Raw genomic sequence first — 16,598 nt, 5'->3', positions numbered from 1 at the left:
TACCCGCACCTATCGCTGTTCCGTGCTGACCGGTGACCCAAATGGGACCGACAGACTGCCCGCACGGCCCGTTACCGAAGCCGGCGGAACCTGGAGCCGATATGCCCCCGGTGACCACAGACGGTGAAACGCAGATATTCACGCTGGTTCCGCTGAGCCTCGCGCGTCCTTGAGGTTGATCCTGCAGCGCTCGGACCTCCGCGAGCTTGAATAGCGCCACGGTGACGGTGCGATACCGGCCGACCGGCTGCTCGCAAGGTGTCGACGGGCTGGATCCACCCGGCGGCCTCCACGCTGAGATTGATCAAGCCCCCGCTGAGCGGCGGCCATGCCCCCGTCAGTCGTGACGGGCGAACTTGACCGCCGAGGCGAGCAGGATCACTGCCAGCACGGGGATAAAAGGACCAGGTCCGAGAACACGCCCAGGAGCAGCACGCCCAGCACCGCGCCGGCGGCGAAGCCTGCGGCCATCACCAGGCCAAAGCGGGAGTTCGCGCCGAGCACTGCGAAGGCGGGCGCCTTCGTTACACGGGTGACGTCACCAGGAGCCGCCGCCGCCGCCCCCGGAGCCACCGCCGACGTCACCACCACCACCGCCTCCACCTCCTCCGCCACCGCCGCTGCTGGACGCCGGGGCGGTGCTGGCGCGCGCGGTGTGGAGGAGCAGGCCCACGGCCAGGGCCGGGGCAATCCGGGAGGTCACGGCCGACCGGTGTTCGGGGACGGTGGTCGAGTCGGCGATCGCCTTCTCCCAGGCCTGGCCCACGTCCAGGGCCACCGCCCAGGCCGTGTACAGCTCCATCCGTTCCTCGTCCAGGGGCTCGTCCGCCTGGAGCGCGGCCGGGTCGGCGAGGTAACGCCGGAACGCCTCGGTCCGGAGCCAGAGGGCGGCGCCGCGAGGGCTGCGGGTCTCAAGTTCCCAGGAGCGCCGCCGCAGCGCGTAGCCGACACTCACGGCGATCAGGCCTACGGCGAGGATCGGCCAGCCGACCGCGTTCCGGCCGCCGCCGACCCAGGCTCCGAGCCCTGCGACGACAAAGCCGAGCAAGGTGGCGGCGAGGCCGACGGGCCGTCCGAGACGGGAACGACGCGCGGCGGCCGCGTCCCACAGGCCGCTGTCCGCCTGCCACTGTTCCAGCGCGCGGGTGAGACTCTCCCAGGCCGACCTGAACTGCGGGTCGTACCAGCCCAGGGTGCAGGTGTCGCGCCCCGAGAAGATGCTGCCGAAGACGACTCTCGCGACCGGGTCCGCCGGGGCGTCGGCCGGATCCCGGCGTCTCAGCGTGGGGTGCTGGTCGGTCCCCTCGACGGTGATGTGGCCGTCGGCGGCCGCGCCCAGCAGCCAGGCCACCTTGTGGTGGTGCCCTACGCCTTCGGAGAGGAGGATCCCGCCCTGGGCCGGGGTCAATCCCTCGGGGGGCACGAGGGACGGGGTGAGCGAGGCGGCGCGCCGGTCGAGGTCCACACGCCGGGTCCTGCCGGGCGCCCCGTCAGTGCCCTCCTCGGCGATCCGGTCACGGCCGAGGAAGCGCAGCAGTTGAACCGTCACCAGGGCGCAGGCCAGGGCGAAGAGGAAGGCGAGCAGGCCCACCCACAGCGGATGCGGGACGGCGGCGCCGACGGCTTTCCCGGAGGGCAGCGCGGGCAGGGCGGGCTTCGCGCCGGTCAGCTTCGCCCCACGGGAGGTGTACAGAGTGACGCCCTCACGCCCCTTGAGCTTGTCGAGCGTGACGGCGAGGTGGCCGGGTGCGGCCTTCTTGGCCGTACATCCGTCCTCCGACCCGTTGGTGCCCTGCACGCAGCGCGTGCCGGTGAGGTCGTAGGGCGCCACGACATGGATCTCGACGTCGGAGCGGTCCACCCGCCATCCCGTGCCGACGGCGTCCCAAGCGAGTTTGCCGTTCTTCACGACGTCCGTGAGCGTGTACTCGATGCGGTACCGGTGCACGCCGGTGACGGAGCGGTCGGGGTCGCCCACCTTGACGCGGGTGGCGATCTCCCGTCGGCCGTCCGGCTCCTCGTAGTAGTCGCCCGCGTCGAACTCCCACGGAACGCGGTGGCCATCCATGGTCGCGACGACCTTGGCGGTCTCCTGGTCGCTGTACAGACCCGGCACGTCGCGGTAGACGCCGTGCCGAGTCGCGTCGGGGTACCCGAAGTCGTAGTCGATGACCTCGGTGACCCGAACACTGCCGTCCGCGGCGACCTCGGCGCCCACCCACATGGTGTTGACGCGCTCCACGTTCCCGCTCACCCAGCCGAGCGCGACGAGACCGCCGAGCAACAGCGTGACAAAGGTGATCGCGAGCGGGTCGTTGATCCTGCGTCTGCGGGCCAGGGTCCAAATGTCCCTGGGGCTCTCGTCTTTTGCGGCACTCAAGGAAACACCCCCCACATCACGGGGCCTCCCCAGCCCCACGAAGATCGGAAGCGTATCCCGGCCGCGGACCGACAATAAAGAGCCGGTCCGCATCATGCGGACCGGCTCTTTCCCGATGGGCGATACTGGGTTCGACCCAGTGAGCTCTTCGGCGTGAACAAAGCGCTCTCCCACTGAGCTAATCGCCCGGGAACGGACTGAAGTCCCGCTGCTCCTCTGGGTGATCGCGGCTGCCGCGGGCTCCCACGGCATCGCGGCCGCGCTCCTGCTGACGGCCGGGTTCGACACGATTGCGGCGCTCCGAAGCACCGAAGGGGGAGGACGCGTAATCCCGATGCCGCACCGTACGAAGGGCCCCGGTCCCGTTCGGCGACTCCGGTCTCGAACGCCATAGTCGCTCCTCTAGAGACACCTGAGACTTGCCGCTGCCCATCATGCCAATCGCCGACCAGCAGATTGCCGGGTGCCGCCGAGCTCGCGCAGATCAATCAGCGCGAGCCCCATCTGGGCTCGGCCGCGAATACGCGACACCTGAACATGCGAGCTCACCAGTCTCACACCCCAACCCGTCGGCTACTCCGCCAGCGGGCGCCACGTCCCCCTCCGGTTCCCCGCGATTCCACCCCGAGAATCCGCGAACCCGTCGGCTTGGCGATGGGAAGACGTCCGGCACGCGCGGTTCGCGGGCTGGCACGGGATGGCCAACTGGATCAAGGCGGCGCTCAGCCTGGCCAGCGTGTGCGCGTTCATCATCATGCTGGACGCCGCCGACGACATCGTCTCCGCCGTGGCCCACCGGATCGCCACCGCGACCCCGGAGACCCAGCTGGCGTCGAGACCTCCAACAGCTTCTGGGCAGTGATCGACACCCCGATCCGCACGTACATCGCCCAGCACACCGACGGCCTCGCCGTCAGCGGATCCGCCGTCTACGCCTTCTGGCAGGCGGTCGGCCTGTTCGGCCTGGTCGGCGGCTTCTTCCACAGCACCGGCGCTCGCATCACCTACAGCCTCTGGGGAGCGGCAAGCGTCGGCATGGTGTGGTCCGCCTCCCCCGCCGACGGCCGCACCGTCGCCACCGGCATCGCCGTCCTCGCCTGGACCATCGCCTCCGTCTTCGCCCTGCGCGGCCTGAGTCTGCGCCCGGTCATCCACACCGCCTTCCAGCCCCACATAGCCCTGCTCGGCATCGCCGCCCCCGCGCTGCTCCGCTCGACGGCCGCCCTGCGTACCGGACTGCTGGTCCTGGCCGCGTCCCTATCTCTGATGCCCCTGACCCACGACAGCGGCGCCTGGTGGGCACTGCGGCTGATCGCGGGCGCGGCCAGCGCCCTCGTCTTCATGATCGCTACGAGTGCCATGCTGGCCGGGCTCGCCGCGCACATGACCGGCTGGGCCTTCGGCGGGGTCGGCGCGGGTATCGCCCTGTCCGGGCTGATGGTGGTGGCGGTGCAGCAGGCCGGCTCCTGGCAGACGGCCTGGTTCGCCTGCGCCGTGCTCACCGTGCTGCTGACCGTCGCCGCTTGGAATCTGGTCCCACGCGGCGCGGCGGCCACGGCTCCCGCCGCCACCGCTGCGGCCGAACGGCCGCGCACGCACCGCTGGTTCACCGCCCTGCTGACCAGTTACGTCCTTGAGGGCATCGGGTACATCATCGCCGGCACCTTCCTGGTCGCCGCCCTCCAGCAAGGTGCCCCCGGCTGGATCGGCAGCGGCGCCTGGATCGTGGTCGGCCTGGCCGCGCTGCCCTCGTGCGCAGTGTGGATGCGTCTGGCCCGGCTACACCGAACTCACGAAACCCCAGGTCACAACCACAACCTGAGATCTCTACCGAACCCGGGGTGCCTCTGTGTCTTGTCAAGTCCCATGGGCAGGGAGGGACTTGGCTTTTCGCTCGTCGGCGATCATGACGCGCCACACGTGGTCGGCCAGGCGGCGTTTCAGGCACCGCTTCGCTTCCTTCGCCGTCTTACCCTCAGAGAGTTTGCGCTGGTAGTACGCGTGTCCGGGTGAGTTCGGCATGCGTATCTGCACAACCGCGATGGTGTGGAGGACGGAGTTGAGCTGACGGTCGCCGGAGCGGGAGAGCCGGTGGCGGGCCTTGTCCGCGCTGGCGATCTCCACCGGGGCGGCACCGGCGTAGTTCGCGAACGCCGCCGAGGTGGGGAATCGGTGAGCCTGTCGGGTGCGGCCGATCAGCCGGGCGGCCATGACCGGCCCGATGCCCGGGGTGTCCATCAGTGCGCTGCCCGATGCCTCCACAAGGCTCTGCATCCGGGCAGCATTGTCCGTGAGCTGCTTGTCCAGTTTCCGGATCTCGGCGACCAGATCCCAGGCGATGTCCTTGCGGACGGTCTCGACGTCGCCAGCGGGACGGACGGACCGCAGCAGTTTGGCGGCCAAGTCCGCGGACAGCTGGGTCGGGGCGCCGCCGGGCAGCAGATCACGCAGCAGCGCGTGGAGTTGGTTGACCGTGCGGACCCGGGCCTGGGCCAGGTTCACACGCCGTTCGTCCAGGAGAGCCAGCGCCGTGGTGTGGTCCTCGGGCTCGACATCCCGTCCGTCTCCCTGCAAACAGGCGACGGTGGCGGCGGCCGCGGCGTCGATCTGGTCGTTCTTGCGCCGTCCGCCACGGGAGAGTTCGCGCACCCGACTGGTCGCCGCGGCAGGCACGTCGACGACGCTCTCGCCGCGGGCGATGAGCCACTGAGCGAGATGCCGGCCCAATCCGTTGGCGTTCTCCACCGCCCACTTCCGCTGCGGCCACCGCTTGGCCCAGGCCAGCAGCCGCCGGTAGTCCGTCAGGCTCGCCTCGATCCGCATCGTCCCGACCTGCTGGTTTGATTCCAGCTCGACGGCGGTGGCGGTGTGGGTGGACTTGTGGGGGTCAACACCGAGCAGTATCACGGGACAGTGTTCCTCACGGTCGGACGACAGGGCATCCACGGCCGACACGCCGACTTCCGGAACCAACCGGCCGGGACACGCCTCTGTTGAGTCAGACCGCGGACGGACACCGGACCGGCGACATACCCCGGGAGAGCCAGCCCCGAAGAGCGGCAGACGGTTCACGAGTCACCCGGCCCGGCGTCCTACGGCACGCTACGAGCGGCCAACCCGACCGCGTCCCGCTACCCCCATACAAGTCGGCGGTTCAACAGCGACTTCAAAGGCCCTCTCGCCGTCACCCCGGTCTTCGTCCAGCACAACGGCCGCGTCGCCGCACTCATCCAGGTGATCTGCGTGGCCCTGCTGGTGTTCTGCCTGATCGAGCGCCAGGTCCGGCGCGCGCTGAGCCATGACCAGACCATGCCCGGGCTGTATCCCGACAACCGGCGTGCACGGCCGACCGGCCGGATGATCCTCTGCCACCTCGGTGAACTCTGGCTGCGGGACCGGCACTGCCACCGACCCGCCAACCGTGGTAATCACCCGCGGCGTCCAGGTCCATCTACTCGACCTCCTCGGCATCGAAGTGACCCATCCACGCTGGCCACAGACCTGACCGACCCACCCGTGAAGCATGGAACTACGTTTATGCGGCTGCTCCCGTGGAACCAGCTGCTGCCGAACGCCGGATGACGTCCAGGGTGTTCCGTACGGTCTGGAGCGTGCTCGCGCGCATGCCCGCGATGGCCTCGCTGTCCTGTTCCACTTCGGCACCCTGGCCATGGAACAGAATCTCGCTGGCGAAGGTCAGGGTGAGGGCGCCGGATTCGTCCTCACCGATCTCGTTGTGGATCATCCAGGTGGCGCGGTCATCCTCACGGTGAAAACTGACACGCTGCCCTTGCTGGAAGGCGACATCCTCACGGATTCGCTCACCACGCACGACCACCTCGCGTACCAGGCTCTCGTCCGTGCGTTCCAGCACAGTGCACTCCGTCATGCCAGCGACGAATGGGACGGCGTTCTCGGCTTTGCTGAGCAGACCGGCCCACAGCCCGTCGCGGTCAAGACGGTGTTGATCTGGCTGAGTTGAGTCATTGACAGGCTGGGTGACCTCGATGCGTATCACGGTGGCTCCATGGAACGTTGCAGGCTGAATGCTTCGACCCGGCAACCACCTCTCGGCCTGGATTTATTCCGCTCTGCCAACCACGAGCGCGCGTCCCGTCGGCGGGAGTGTCTAAGCTTCGCTTTTATCCCTGCGGGGGGTGAGTCGCGGGTCTTGCGGCTGTTTTGACTGCGGGGTGGCGGGGTGCGGGCCCTCGCCGGTGGACGGCCTGCGGAGCGTCCGCAGGGTTGTGGCGGGTTGGCTGGTGTTCCCACTACTGCTTGAACGTGACGAAATCGTCGGCGGACACGGCCGGGTGTGAGCCGAGCTGGCGGCAGTGGTTTCTCCCAGGGCAGTCGGTGGTCGGCCACCAGGGTTCGGGCGAGGCGAAGTTGGGTGTAGGCGGCGATGACCAGCCAGGTCCACCTGTCGGCCTGCTCAGGGGTGCGGGGCCGGGGCAGGGTCCAGTTCAGAGTCTGGCGGGCGAAGCGGAAGGTGTGTTCGACGTCGAAGCGGCGGGTGTAGGCCCGCCAGAGCAGGTCCGGATCGGGGGTATGGCCGGGTGGTTCTGTCCACCACAGCCACAAGGTCTTCGGTGCTCGGTTCCGGCCGGGCAGCCGGTCGACGGTGAGCCGGACCAGGGTGCCGGGGATGATGGGGCGGGGCCGCGGCTGCCGTGGCCGTCGTGCTGCTGGGTCTTGGCGTGCAGGCGGTGCCACATCTGCACGGTCACTGCTCCGTACTGCTCGTCCGTGCACGTGTGGACGGCGTCCGGGGGCCGGCCAGGTGGTGGGGTCGGGGCAGGCGAATTTCGCGCCGTGGCGGCGCGGCCGTCCGGCAGCCGTCCTGCGCCGGGGCGGCGGGTCGGCGTAGAAGGACCGGTCGGACCGGACCCGGACAAGGATCTGGGCCGGAACGGCGGTGAGCTCGAGGGCCGGACGGACGGAGTCATAGCCGTCGTCGAACACGAACAGCGGTGCCTGCAGGCACAGTTCAGGACTCTGTTGCAGCAGGCCGCGGATCTGGCGGGCGGCGACCGTGTTCGGGTTCTCGCCCGGGACCAGGCGCCTGGCATCGACCGGAGCGGTCCACGAGTTCGTCTTCAACTCCAGGCCGACGAGCCAGGAGTAAGCCCAGCCAGCCACGATCGGCTGTCCCGCCGAGTGCCTGGAGGGGTGGTAGTAGTAGCCGCGTCCGGGTGAGCACTCCGCGTCGCTGCGGACCCACACGCTCACGTCCACCCCGAAGACCGGACATGACGCGGGGCAGCGAGCCGGCCAACAGCGCACGTGCCGCTTCGGCATCCACGCAGCCGTCGGCCAGGGCCGCATAGGTGCTGCCGTGACCACGCCGGTGCAGCCCGTCGAGCGACAGGTAGGGCAGGGAAATGACCGGACCGGCTGCCGGCAGGGCGTCGGTCAGCTCGAACAACGCATCCGCCCGTCGGGACAGACAGTCGTACCAACCCCGGCGGAAGCGCATCAGGTTGGCCTTGCCCTGGCGGCCTGCCCCGCCCCGAGCACACTGACAGCGACGGCCATCGCACCCTCCCCTGGTCTTCACCTACCGGTTGCGTCCAGGGAAGTGGTGTACGGGTTCGACCTGATCCGGGGGTTTGCTCCGGCGTCGGGATGAGGCCCGCATAGATGAACGGCCACCGGCTGATCTTCGAAGTGTCGAAGCCTCGAAGGAGATCAGCACGATGACCGCACCCGACAGTCTGCCCCTGCATGCCCTCGCGGAAGACAACCTCGCCGCGGCGAGTCCCGACCTGCTGCGCGCGATGGTCAAGACGTTCGCCGACGCGCTCATGTCCGCGGAGGCCGACGCCCTCTGCAACGCCGAATACGGGCAGGTCAGCGACGAACGCGTCAACCACCGCAACGGCTACCGCCCACGCGAGTGGGACACCCGCGCCGGCACCGTCGAACTCGCCGTCCCCAAGCTGCGCCAGGGCAGCTACTTCCCGCACTGGCTCCTGGAACGACGCCGACGGGCCGAACAGGCCCTCATCTCGGTGGTCGCCACCGCCTACCTGCTCGGCGTCTCCACTCGCAGAGTCGAGAAACTCGCCGAATCCCTCGGCGTCACCCAGCTGTCGAAGTCCCAGGTCAGCGCGATGGCCAAGCACCTGGACGAGCGGGTCGCCGAGTTCCGCAACCGGCCCCTGGACCAAGGCCCTTACGCGTTCGTCCGGGTGGACGCCCTGACCCAGAAGGTCCGCGAGGGCGGCCGTATCATCAACGTCCACGCGCTGATCGCGGTCGGGGTCAACGCCGACGGGCACCGCGAGATCCTCGGCATCGACGTTGCCACCGCCGAGGACGGCGCCGGCTGGCTCGCCTTCCTGCGCTCCCTGACCGCCCGCGGCCTGAAAGGTGTCCAGCTCGTCGTCTCCGACGCCCACACCGGTCTGGTCGCCGCGATCGGCGCCGTCCTGCCCGGAGCATCCTGGCAGCGATGCCGCACGCATTACGCCCGAAATTTGCTGAGCCAGGTCCCCAAGTCCGCCCAGCCGTGGGTGGCCACGCTGCTGCGGACCGTCTTCGAACAGCCCGACACCGACGCCGTCCAGGCCCAGATGCGCCACGTGCTGGACGCCCTGGAGGCCAAGTTTCCCAAGGCCGCCGCCCACTTGGTTGCCGCTCAGCACGACCTGCTGGCGTTCACCGCGTTCCCACGTGAGATCTGGCGGCAGATCTGGTCCAACAACCCACAAGAACGCCTGAACAAGGAGATCCGCCGCCGCACCGACGTGGTCGGCATCTTCCCCGACCGCACCGCCCTGATCCGCCTGGTCGGCGCGGTGCTGGCCGAGCAGAACGACGAGTGGACCGAGGCCCGCCGCTACATGGGCCGCGAGCTCCTCGCCAAGGCCCGCCTCCACCCGATCGAGTCAGAAACCGACGAGACCGAACTGCCCACCGAACTCACCGCATAGCCTCAAAACGAGATCACCGAGTGGCCGTCAATACACCACTCCAGCGGACGTGACCGCTGGACCTCAAGCACGATGGTTGTCACCATCAGGGCACGCTACTTGTCACCTGTGGCCAGTGCTCAGCCTTTCTGTCACCTGCTGTTCGTCGAAGATCAGCTTCGAGCGGCATGCGATGACTGGTTCGACGGCGCGCGTGTTCGAGCGCACGGGGTGCCGAGAAGGCGTTGGCCGCGCCCTTCCTGCTCGCGACTGACCGAGCTGGCCTGGTCGCCGAGGCTGGTTTGGCATGTCCGGGGCGGTCAGGGCTTTGCCAGGGCAGTTCGCAGAGCGTCGAGGGCGGCAGTGCGGAAAGCGGTCATTGAAGGTGCTTTGCCGTCGAGCAAGGCATCAGCACCGTGGTACATACCTGATTCGAGCCGCAGCTCGCAGGCGACGCCGGCCTCGCTCAGGCGTCGGGCGTAGTCAACATCTTCGTCGTGGAACAGGTCGATGTCGCCCACACCGATCCACGCGGGCGGCAGCCCGTCGAGGTTCCTACGCCTTGCCGCCGCAATATAGGGGCGATCGTCGCGGTCCTGTGGCGGGCGGCCGAGGTAGGAGGTCCAGGCGAAGCGGTTGGAGTCCGGGGTCCACGTATAGATGGCGCTGTTGGGAGGGTCGACGCGTAGAGCCGTGCGGTCGTCGAGCATGGGGTAGAGGAGGAGTTGGAACCGGACCGGCACTCCTGAATCGTGGGCGCGCTGGACTACGGCGGCGGCGAGTCCGCCTCCGGCGCTTTCGCCGCCGACGGCGATGCGGGCGGGATCGACGCCGAGGGCGGCGGCGTTGGCGTGAAGCCAGCGGAGCGTCCTGAAGCAATCGTCCAAAGCTGCGGGGTACGGATTTTCGGGTGCGAGGCGGTAGTCGACGCTGACGACCAGAGCGCCGAGTTCGTCGGCAACGCGGCTGCACCAGGTGTTCTCCTGCCGAGCGGCACCCATGACGGTTCCTCCGCCGTGGATCCAAAGCAGCGCTGCGCGCGGCGCTTGGCCTGATGCCTGGTAGGTGAGCACCCCGACGGGGAGGTCGTCGGTCGTGGCCGGCAGCGTGCGCCGCTCGACGCGGACGCCGGGCCTGGTGGCGGCTCCCACCAAGGGCACGAGGCGGCGAGCGATGGCCAGAGTGACCGGGTTGCCGAAGTTCAGCGGAAGGAAGAGCACTGGGTGCCGCAGCTCGTGGGGGACTGCCGCCAGAGCGCGGCGACGTGTGCTGATCGCCGCAGCAGCGCCGAGGGTTGCTGCGGCGCTCAGTCCGCTGAGGACGCGTCGGAGTGTCATGTACTGCGCACCTTTCGTTCGGATGGTCGCGGTTCTCGGCTTCAAGCGGTGGCGCCTTGCCGGTCGGCCGCGGTCTCCAGGTCGGGCAGTGGCTGCCGGCAGATCTCGTGGGCCTCGTTGCCGGGAAGGCCGAACATCCGCAGCAGATCCTCGGCGACCTGGTCGGCCACTTCGGCGTCGTCGCGTTCAGGGCTGTCGCGCAGGAGTCGGCCGAGGCAGAGCGCCGCGCCCGCGACAACGGCTTCCGCTTGACACGTCCACCTTATCGGTAACAGTGTATCCATTATGAGTACCTGGTCTGAACCCCAGCCCGACTCCCGGTTCGTCGTGGTGGACGGCCTGCGGATCCACTACAAGCGTGCTGGGCATGGCCCGGCTCTCGTGCTGCTGCACGGCAGTGCCTCGTCCCTGCAGCACTTCGACCGCGCGACGGATCTGCTGTCGGAGTCGTTCGATGTCATCCGTTCCGACCTGCCGGCGTTCGGGCTGACGGGCCCGCGCCCGGACCGCGACTACCGCGTTCCGGCGTACGCCGCGACGGTGACGGGCTTCCTGGAGGCGCTGGGCGTGCCGTGCTACGCGTTGGCCGGTAATTCCCTGGGCGGCAACATCGCCTGGAACGTTGCGCTGGATCATCCGGAGCGGCTGACCGGCCTGGTACTGGTCAATGCCACCGGCTACCCGGAGAAGACGGTGCCCGCGGGAATGCGCCTGACCCGCAACCCGCTGGTGCGGCCCCTGCTGAGGCGGGTGATGCCGCGCGGAGCCATCGAGCGCAGCCTGCGCGAGAGCGTCGGGCCGTCTTCGCAGATCGTGGACGACGCCATGGTGGACCGCGCCCATCAGCTCATGAGCCGCCCCGGTAACCGCTCGGCCTTCGTCGACTTCTGCAACACCGACCAGCCGGACCGCAGCGCGCAGATCCCCCGCATCACGGTGCCCACGCTGGTGCTGCGCAGCGCGAGCATCGACGGCCAGCACTTCGCCCGCGACATCCCCGGCGCCCAGGAGCTCGTCCACCCCCACGGCGGACATCTGCTGCCGGAGGAGGAACCGGAGTGGGTCGCGGACGCGATCGCGACGTTCCTCGGCTCCTGCGCCGACACACCCGCGAACTGAGGGCAAGGAGGCCCGTTCCATGAAGTACTTCGTCGCCTCGGTCGAGGACCGCAAGCTCACCGCCGACTCGCGCAAGGCGCTGCGCGGCAGTTTCATCGAGCTGTCCGACGGCGTCACCCACTACGAGTTGACGGGGCCCGAGGACGGAGAAGTGGTCCTGATGGCGGGCGGTCTGACCATCCCGCTGTTCTACTGGGACGGCCTCGTCAGCGAGCTGCACGCCCGCGGGCTGCGCACGCTGACCTGCAGCGCCTACGGCCGCGGCTACTCCGACCGGGTACAGGCGCGATACGACGAGACGCTGTTCACGCGACAGCTGGCCGAACTGACGGACCGGCTCGGCCTGACGGCGCGGCCCCTGCACCTGGTCGGCACCTCCATGGGCGCGCTGGTCAGCATGACGTACGCCGCCCAGTACCGCTCATCGCTGTCCACGCTCACCATTGTGGGCCCTGCCGGTCTTGCGAAACCTCAGCTGACCTCCCCCCACCGACTGCTGCGCAACGACTGGCTGGCCGACCTCATCGCCCGGCGGCGCGGCCGACAGATACTTCAAGGACACCTGGGGCACAACGTCCGCGACCCCGAGCTCGGCGGGAAACTGACCGAGATGGTCCTCGACGCCTTCCGCTTCGAGGGCTCGCTGTACGCGGTCTTCGACACGCTGCAGCACCTGCCTTTCACCGGCCGTGACGACCTCTTCCGGCGGACGGGGGCCCTGGGTATTCCGACGCTGCTGCTGTGGGGCGACGAGGACGACGTCACGCCGCTGACGCAGTTCGACACAGCGCGCGCTCTGCTGAAGCCCCAGAAACATCACGTAATTAACAAATGCGGGCATATGGCCCCCTATGAACGGCCTCGCGACGTCGCCGATCAGCTCGTCCCGTTCGTGTCCGCACGCACCGAAAGGCTCGACTCATGAACAACCCGCAGGCCATCGACGTACTGATCATCGGTGCCGGCCCCTCGGGCTCCGCCTTGGCGATCGACCTCGTACGCCGCGGCCTCGACGTCCGGATCGTCGACAGGTCCCCCCACGCTTTCGACGGCTCGCGCGCCAAGGGCATCCAGCCCCGCAGCCTCGAAGTCCTCGAAGACCTCGGCGCTCTCGACGACGTGCTGGCCGGCGGAGACACCTATCCCAAGCTCGGGCTCCATGCAGGACCCATCGGTGTGCCGTGGAAGATGTTCCCCCACAAAGAGGCAACCCCGGACGTCCCGTACCCGAACACCTGGCTGATCCCGCAGTTCCGCACGGACCGCGCCCTGCACGCCCGGCTCAGTGAGCTCGGCCGCGAGGTCGAGTTCGGCAAGGAGCTGACCGAGCTGACGCAGGACGAGGACACGGTGGTCGCCAAGGTGGTGGGCGCGGACGGGGTCGAGGAGATCGTCGCCCGCTACGCCGTGGGGGCCGACGGCGGCTCCAGTGCGGTGCGCAAGCAGCTCGACATCGGTTTCGTGGGGACGACGGACGAGTCCGACCGCGTGCTGATCGTGGACGCCTCGGTCAGTGGCCTGGCCCGCAACCGGTGGCACATGTGGCCCGGCCTCGGCGGCAAGCTCATCGGCGCCTGCCCCATCCCCGACAGCGACATGTTCCAGTGGATGATCCGGCTCACGCCCGACGAGAAGCCGCCCCAGGAGATCGGCGCCATCATCGACCGGATCCACTCCCACACCCGCAACCGGCACATCCAGCTGCACGAGATCCACTGGAAGTCCGTGTTCCGGCCCAACATCCGTCTCGCGGAGCACTACGGCCGCGGACGTGTCTTCCTCGTCGGCGACGCCGCGCACGTCCACACGCCGGCCGGTGCCCAGGGTCTGAACACCGGTATGCAGGACGGCTACAACCTCGGCTGGAAGCTCGGCCAGGTCCTCGCCGGAGCCGACCCGGCTTTGCTGGAGACCTACGAGGCCGAGCGGCAGCCGATCGCCGCCGGGGTCCTGGGCCTGTCTACGGAGAAGTGGGGCGGCATCGCCAAGCTCGACCCCTCCAGCATGAAGCGCGGCAAGGACGAGCAGCAGCTCTCCCTGACCTACTACGGCGGCCCGCTCGCCCCCGACGGCATGCGCACCGGCACGCTGCACGTGGGTGACCGCGCCCCGGACGCCCAACTGCTCGGCGCCGACGGCGCCGAGACCCGCCTGTTCAACCTCTTCCAGGGACCGCACTTCACCGCCATCGCCTACGGCCCCGGCGCCGCCCGGGACCTCGAACTCCTCGACTGGCCGACGACGGGCGCCCAGTTGAAGCGGCTGACCGTCGGATCGGCCGCGGGCGGCGGCCGCGCCTTCTCCGACCCCAAGAACACGCTGCAGAGTGCCTACGGCCTGACTGGCGACACACTGCTGCTGATCCGTCCCGACGGCTACCTCGGGCACATCGCCACTCGGGATTTCCTCACCACCACACAAGCGGCCGTGCGGGCAATGGCGCCGCAGGCAAAGACCCGCACCATGTCCCAGCCGAGCCACACCTACCCCCTTGCATGAGCCGCACCCTGCTGCGCGGGGCGCACGTCATCACGATGACGCCGCACCGGCCGGACGCCGAGGTCGTCGACTTCTCCGAGCGCATCGTCATCAGCCAGCCCGCGCTGGACGGCTGTTGCGCGACGCCCTGGAGCACCATCCCGAGCGCGATCTGCGGGGCGGAGCCGACGTCACGGCCAGCGAGCAGGAGGAACTCCCCGGCTCCGGGCCGGGGGCGGGGCACGCTGCGCGCAGGAATGGACGGTCGGCGACAAGCCCCGACCTGATCGACCAAATCGCCCGTCTGGTCGCCGAGCGATGCGCCCGGCGGCAACTCGACCGTGCCCGACCCATCCCATAACAGCCTCGTAACGCCGCCACGACGCCGACACCCTGGAAGTACCCTCATGATCCTGACCATCACCCTCGCCTGCCTCATCGCCCTGATCTTCGGGGCAAGCGGAGTGCTCAACACACTCGCATTGCCGAAGGCACGTGAGCTGGCCGCCGAGACCGGCTTCTCCGTCGCCGCTTACCGCCGCATCGGCGTGCTGCAACTGGCAGGAGTCGCCGGCGTGGTGCTCGGCCTCGCCGTGCCGCCGCTCGGCGGCCTCGCGGGGGCCGGGCTTCTCCTGCTGCTTGCCGGAGCTGTGGTCGTGCACCTGCGCCAGGGCGACCCGGTTGCCAAACTCGTGCCCGCCGCCGTGTGCGCGGTGCTTGTCGCGTCATACCTCGCGGCCTTGTTCGCCTGAAGCGCTGCCGATCGAGTCCACGCCTCCACGGATGGGCAGCGCCAGCAGTCGCCCTGAAAGCAGATAAACGGCTACAGTGTAGCCAGTATTAGAGTGGCAGGAACCGCGGCCACCTGGGCCTGATGGCGCTCAAGCCGCGACCGAACGGTCCGCCCGACTTCACCAGCGCCCCTCCGTCCACAGTGCCGACCCCCGGGGGGTAGACGATGCCCGTCCTGATCGTGATAGCGATCTACGCTGTCCGGATCGCGCGCGCCCCCCTGGACCCGCGCCTGAAGAAGCGCCACGTCGGACCCCTGTCGGTCACGACCGGAGCGGTCATGCTCTACCTGGCCTGGGACTGGCTCAGGCCCGAGGGCCTCAGCGCTGTCTATTTCGTCGGCGAGTTCGCCGGCGTCCTGTCCGCCTACCTGATGTCCTGCACCCTGGTGCTGGCCACCCGCCTGATGTGGCTGGAGCAGTGGTTCGGCGGCCTGGACCGCATGTACCGCCAGCACAAGCGGTACGCCGTATGGTCCATACTCCTGCTCACCCCCCACCTGCTCCTCCACTTTTTCTCCGGTTTCGACGGGAGCCAGTACGGCTACGCCCACCGGACCGCGTCGGTAGGGATGGGCCATCTCCTCGGTGCCGTCTCCGCCATCGGCCTGCTGCTGCTCGTCCTCATCTCACTCGGCCAGGTCGGCCGCATCCTCCGACTGCCCTACGAGCGCTGGCTGTTCCTGCACCGCCTCACCGGCCTGCTGCTCCTGTCGGCGCTGTTGCACGGCTGGTTCCTCGATCTCATCATCAACGGATCCACGCCCCTCCTGGCGATCTACGTCACCATGGCCACCGTCGGCATGACCGCCTACGCCTACGACGAACTGGTGCTACGGCACAGGGAACCCCGGGCGGACTACACCATCCACCGCGTCGAGCGGCCGACACCCGACATCCTCGACCTCACCCTCACGCCCACCGGCAAGACGGCGCTTCCCGTGACCGGAGGCCAGTTCGTCTACCTGCGGGTCGGCGGCTGGCACGAACACCCCTTCAGCGTCGCCGGAACGCAGGCCGACGGCTCGGTACGCCTCACCATCCGGGCCCTGGGCCGCGGTACACGCGGCCTCTACACGGACGTGAGCGAAGGACACCCCGCAACCCTCAAGGGTCCTTACGGCATGTTCGACCACACCCTCGGCGGACCCCGGCAGATATGGATCGCGGGCGGCATCGGTATCGCGCCCTTCCTCGGCTGGCTCACCCACCCCGGTGCGGAGCCGGCCCAAACCGACCTCTTCTACTGCGCCGCCACCGCCGAAGACGCACCGTTCCTCTCGGAACTCACCGCAGCGGCAGCACACCGCCCCGAGTTCCGGCTCCACCCGACGTTCAGCCGCAGCCACGGCCGTCTGACCGCCGAAAGAATCCAGGCCGAGGCCGGACCGATCACCCCCGACACGCACGTCTTCCTCTGCGGCCCCGCCTCAATGATCGAAAACCTCACCCGCGGCCTCCACCGCCAGGGCGTCCCCCGCCAGCATCTCCACGCCGAGCACTTCGCCTTCCGCTGACGAGCCGCCGACCACACGAGATCACGCGCTCTAGCACCAGCAACTGTGGCGACGCTCCA

Annotated in this window: 15 protein-coding genes, 1 tRNA gene and 1 pseudogene; 9 read left to right on the top strand and 8 right to left on the bottom strand. The window is 69.0% G+C overall.

What is annotated here, in order from left to right:
* Positions 1-378 precede the first annotated feature (378 nt).
* The 3 genes from SAVERM_RS45225 to SAVERM_RS01995 all read right to left on the bottom strand — a co-directional run bounded on the left by SAVERM_RS45225 (position 379) and on the right by SAVERM_RS01995 (position 2,568).
* Positions 379-504, bottom strand: coding sequence for a hypothetical protein (locus tag SAVERM_RS45225; RefSeq protein ID WP_255344998.1), 126 nt, complete (start codon positions 502-504; stop codon positions 379-381).
* Positions 505-538: 34 nt separating this feature from the next.
* Positions 539-2,380 carry a DUF2207 domain-containing protein gene (locus SAVERM_RS02000; protein WP_159029056.1) on the bottom strand — a complete coding sequence of 614 codons (1,842 nt, stop codon included), beginning with the start codon at positions 2,378-2,380 and terminating at the stop codon, positions 539-541.
* A 116-nt stretch (positions 2,381-2,496) separates the two neighbouring features.
* Positions 2,497-2,568 (bottom strand) — tRNA-Val (locus SAVERM_RS01995).
* 509 nt (positions 2,569-3,077) lie between these two features.
* Here SAVERM_RS01995 and SAVERM_RS42585 point away from each other — a divergent pair.
* On the top strand, positions 3,078-3,242 hold the full coding sequence (locus SAVERM_RS42585) for a hypothetical protein (RefSeq protein WP_154696709.1): 165 nt from the start codon (positions 3,078-3,080) through the stop codon (positions 3,240-3,242).
* On the top strand, positions 3,239-4,393 hold the full coding sequence (locus SAVERM_RS44185; protein WP_010981740.1) for a YbfB/YjiJ family MFS transporter: 1,155 nt from the start codon (positions 3,239-3,241) through the stop codon (positions 4,391-4,393). The genes SAVERM_RS42585 and SAVERM_RS44185 overlap by 4 nt, the downstream gene beginning before the upstream one ends.
* Here the strand turns inward: SAVERM_RS44185 and SAVERM_RS01980 are convergent.
* From SAVERM_RS01980 to SAVERM_RS45710, 3 genes and pseudogenes are all read right to left on the bottom strand, one after another.
* Positions 4,346-5,287: pseudogene (locus SAVERM_RS01980) on the bottom strand (IS110 family RNA-guided transposase); the annotation flags it as partial. The gene SAVERM_RS44185 and the pseudogene SAVERM_RS01980 sit on opposite strands and share 48 nt — an antisense overlap.
* 628 nt (positions 5,288-5,915) lie before the next feature.
* Positions 5,916-6,398, bottom strand: a complete 483-nt coding sequence (locus tag SAVERM_RS39260; RefSeq protein WP_159029057.1) for an SRPBCC family protein — start codon at positions 6,396-6,398, stop codon at positions 5,916-5,918.
* Positions 6,395-7,681, bottom strand: coding sequence for a transposase (locus SAVERM_RS45710; RefSeq protein WP_370628492.1), 1,287 nt, complete (start codon positions 7,679-7,681; stop codon positions 6,395-6,397). The genes SAVERM_RS39260 and SAVERM_RS45710 overlap by 4 nt, the downstream gene beginning before the upstream one ends.
* 398 nt (positions 7,682-8,079) lie before the next feature.
* Here SAVERM_RS45710 and SAVERM_RS01965 point away from each other — a divergent pair, with 398 nt between their 5' ends.
* Positions 8,080-9,318, top strand: coding sequence for an IS256 family transposase (locus tag SAVERM_RS01965; RefSeq protein WP_010981736.1), 1,239 nt, complete (start codon positions 8,080-8,082; stop codon positions 9,316-9,318).
* A 299-nt stretch (positions 9,319-9,617) separates the two neighbouring features.
* Here the strand turns inward: SAVERM_RS01965 and SAVERM_RS01960 are convergent, their stop codons facing one another.
* Both SAVERM_RS01960 and SAVERM_RS39250 read right to left on the bottom strand, forming a co-directional pair.
* Positions 9,618-10,634 (bottom strand): alpha/beta hydrolase, encoded by a 1,017-nt coding sequence (locus tag SAVERM_RS01960; protein WP_010981735.1) that lies wholly within the window; start codon positions 10,632-10,634, stop codon positions 9,618-9,620.
* A 41-nt stretch (positions 10,635-10,675) separates the two neighbouring features.
* Positions 10,676-10,918: a hypothetical protein gene (locus SAVERM_RS39250; RefSeq protein ID WP_197586325.1), complete on the bottom strand. Its 243-nt coding sequence runs from the start codon at positions 10,916-10,918 to the stop codon at positions 10,676-10,678.
* A 1-nt stretch (position 10,919) separates the two neighbouring features.
* On the opposite strand from SAVERM_RS39250, the gene SAVERM_RS01955 reads away from it, so the two are divergent.
* The 6 genes from SAVERM_RS01955 to SAVERM_RS01930 all read left to right on the top strand — a co-directional run bounded on the left by SAVERM_RS01955 (position 10,920) and on the right by SAVERM_RS01930 (position 16,539).
* The gene (locus tag SAVERM_RS01955; protein ID WP_010981734.1) at positions 10,920-11,753 is read left to right on the top strand and encodes an alpha/beta fold hydrolase; all 834 of its coding nucleotides are present in this window, start codon (positions 10,920-10,922) and stop codon (positions 11,751-11,753) included.
* A gap of 19 nt (positions 11,754-11,772) precedes the next feature.
* The gene (locus tag SAVERM_RS01950) at positions 11,773-12,678 is read left to right on the top strand and encodes an alpha/beta fold hydrolase (protein ID WP_010981733.1); all 906 of its coding nucleotides are present in this window, start codon (positions 11,773-11,775) and stop codon (positions 12,676-12,678) included.
* Entirely contained in the window at positions 12,675-14,252 is a 1,578-nt protein-coding gene (locus SAVERM_RS01945; RefSeq protein WP_010981732.1) for an FAD-dependent oxidoreductase, read from the top strand. The genes SAVERM_RS01950 and SAVERM_RS01945 overlap by 4 nt, the downstream gene beginning before the upstream one ends.
* Positions 14,249-14,518, top strand: coding sequence for a hypothetical protein (locus SAVERM_RS42980; protein WP_037653036.1), 270 nt, complete (start codon positions 14,249-14,251; stop codon positions 14,516-14,518). Before SAVERM_RS01945 ends, SAVERM_RS42980 begins: the two co-directional genes overlap by 4 nt.
* A gap of 120 nt (positions 14,519-14,638) precedes the next feature.
* Positions 14,639-14,983: a DoxX family protein gene (locus SAVERM_RS01935; RefSeq protein ID WP_037653034.1), complete on the top strand. Its 345-nt coding sequence runs from the start codon at positions 14,639-14,641 to the stop codon at positions 14,981-14,983.
* A 206-nt stretch (positions 14,984-15,189) separates the two neighbouring features.
* Entirely contained in the window at positions 15,190-16,539 is a 1,350-nt protein-coding gene (locus SAVERM_RS01930; protein ID WP_010981729.1) for a ferredoxin reductase family protein, read from the top strand.
* Positions 16,540-16,598 lie beyond the last annotated feature (59 nt).

Source organism: Streptomyces avermitilis MA-4680 = NBRC 14893 (assembly GCF_000009765.2).
Classification (GTDB): domain Bacteria; phylum Actinomycetota; class Actinomycetes; order Streptomycetales; family Streptomycetaceae; genus Streptomyces; species Streptomyces avermitilis.
The sequence above is the reverse complement of the archived record's forward strand: the minus strand, read 5'-3'. Positions and strand labels throughout refer to the sequence as shown.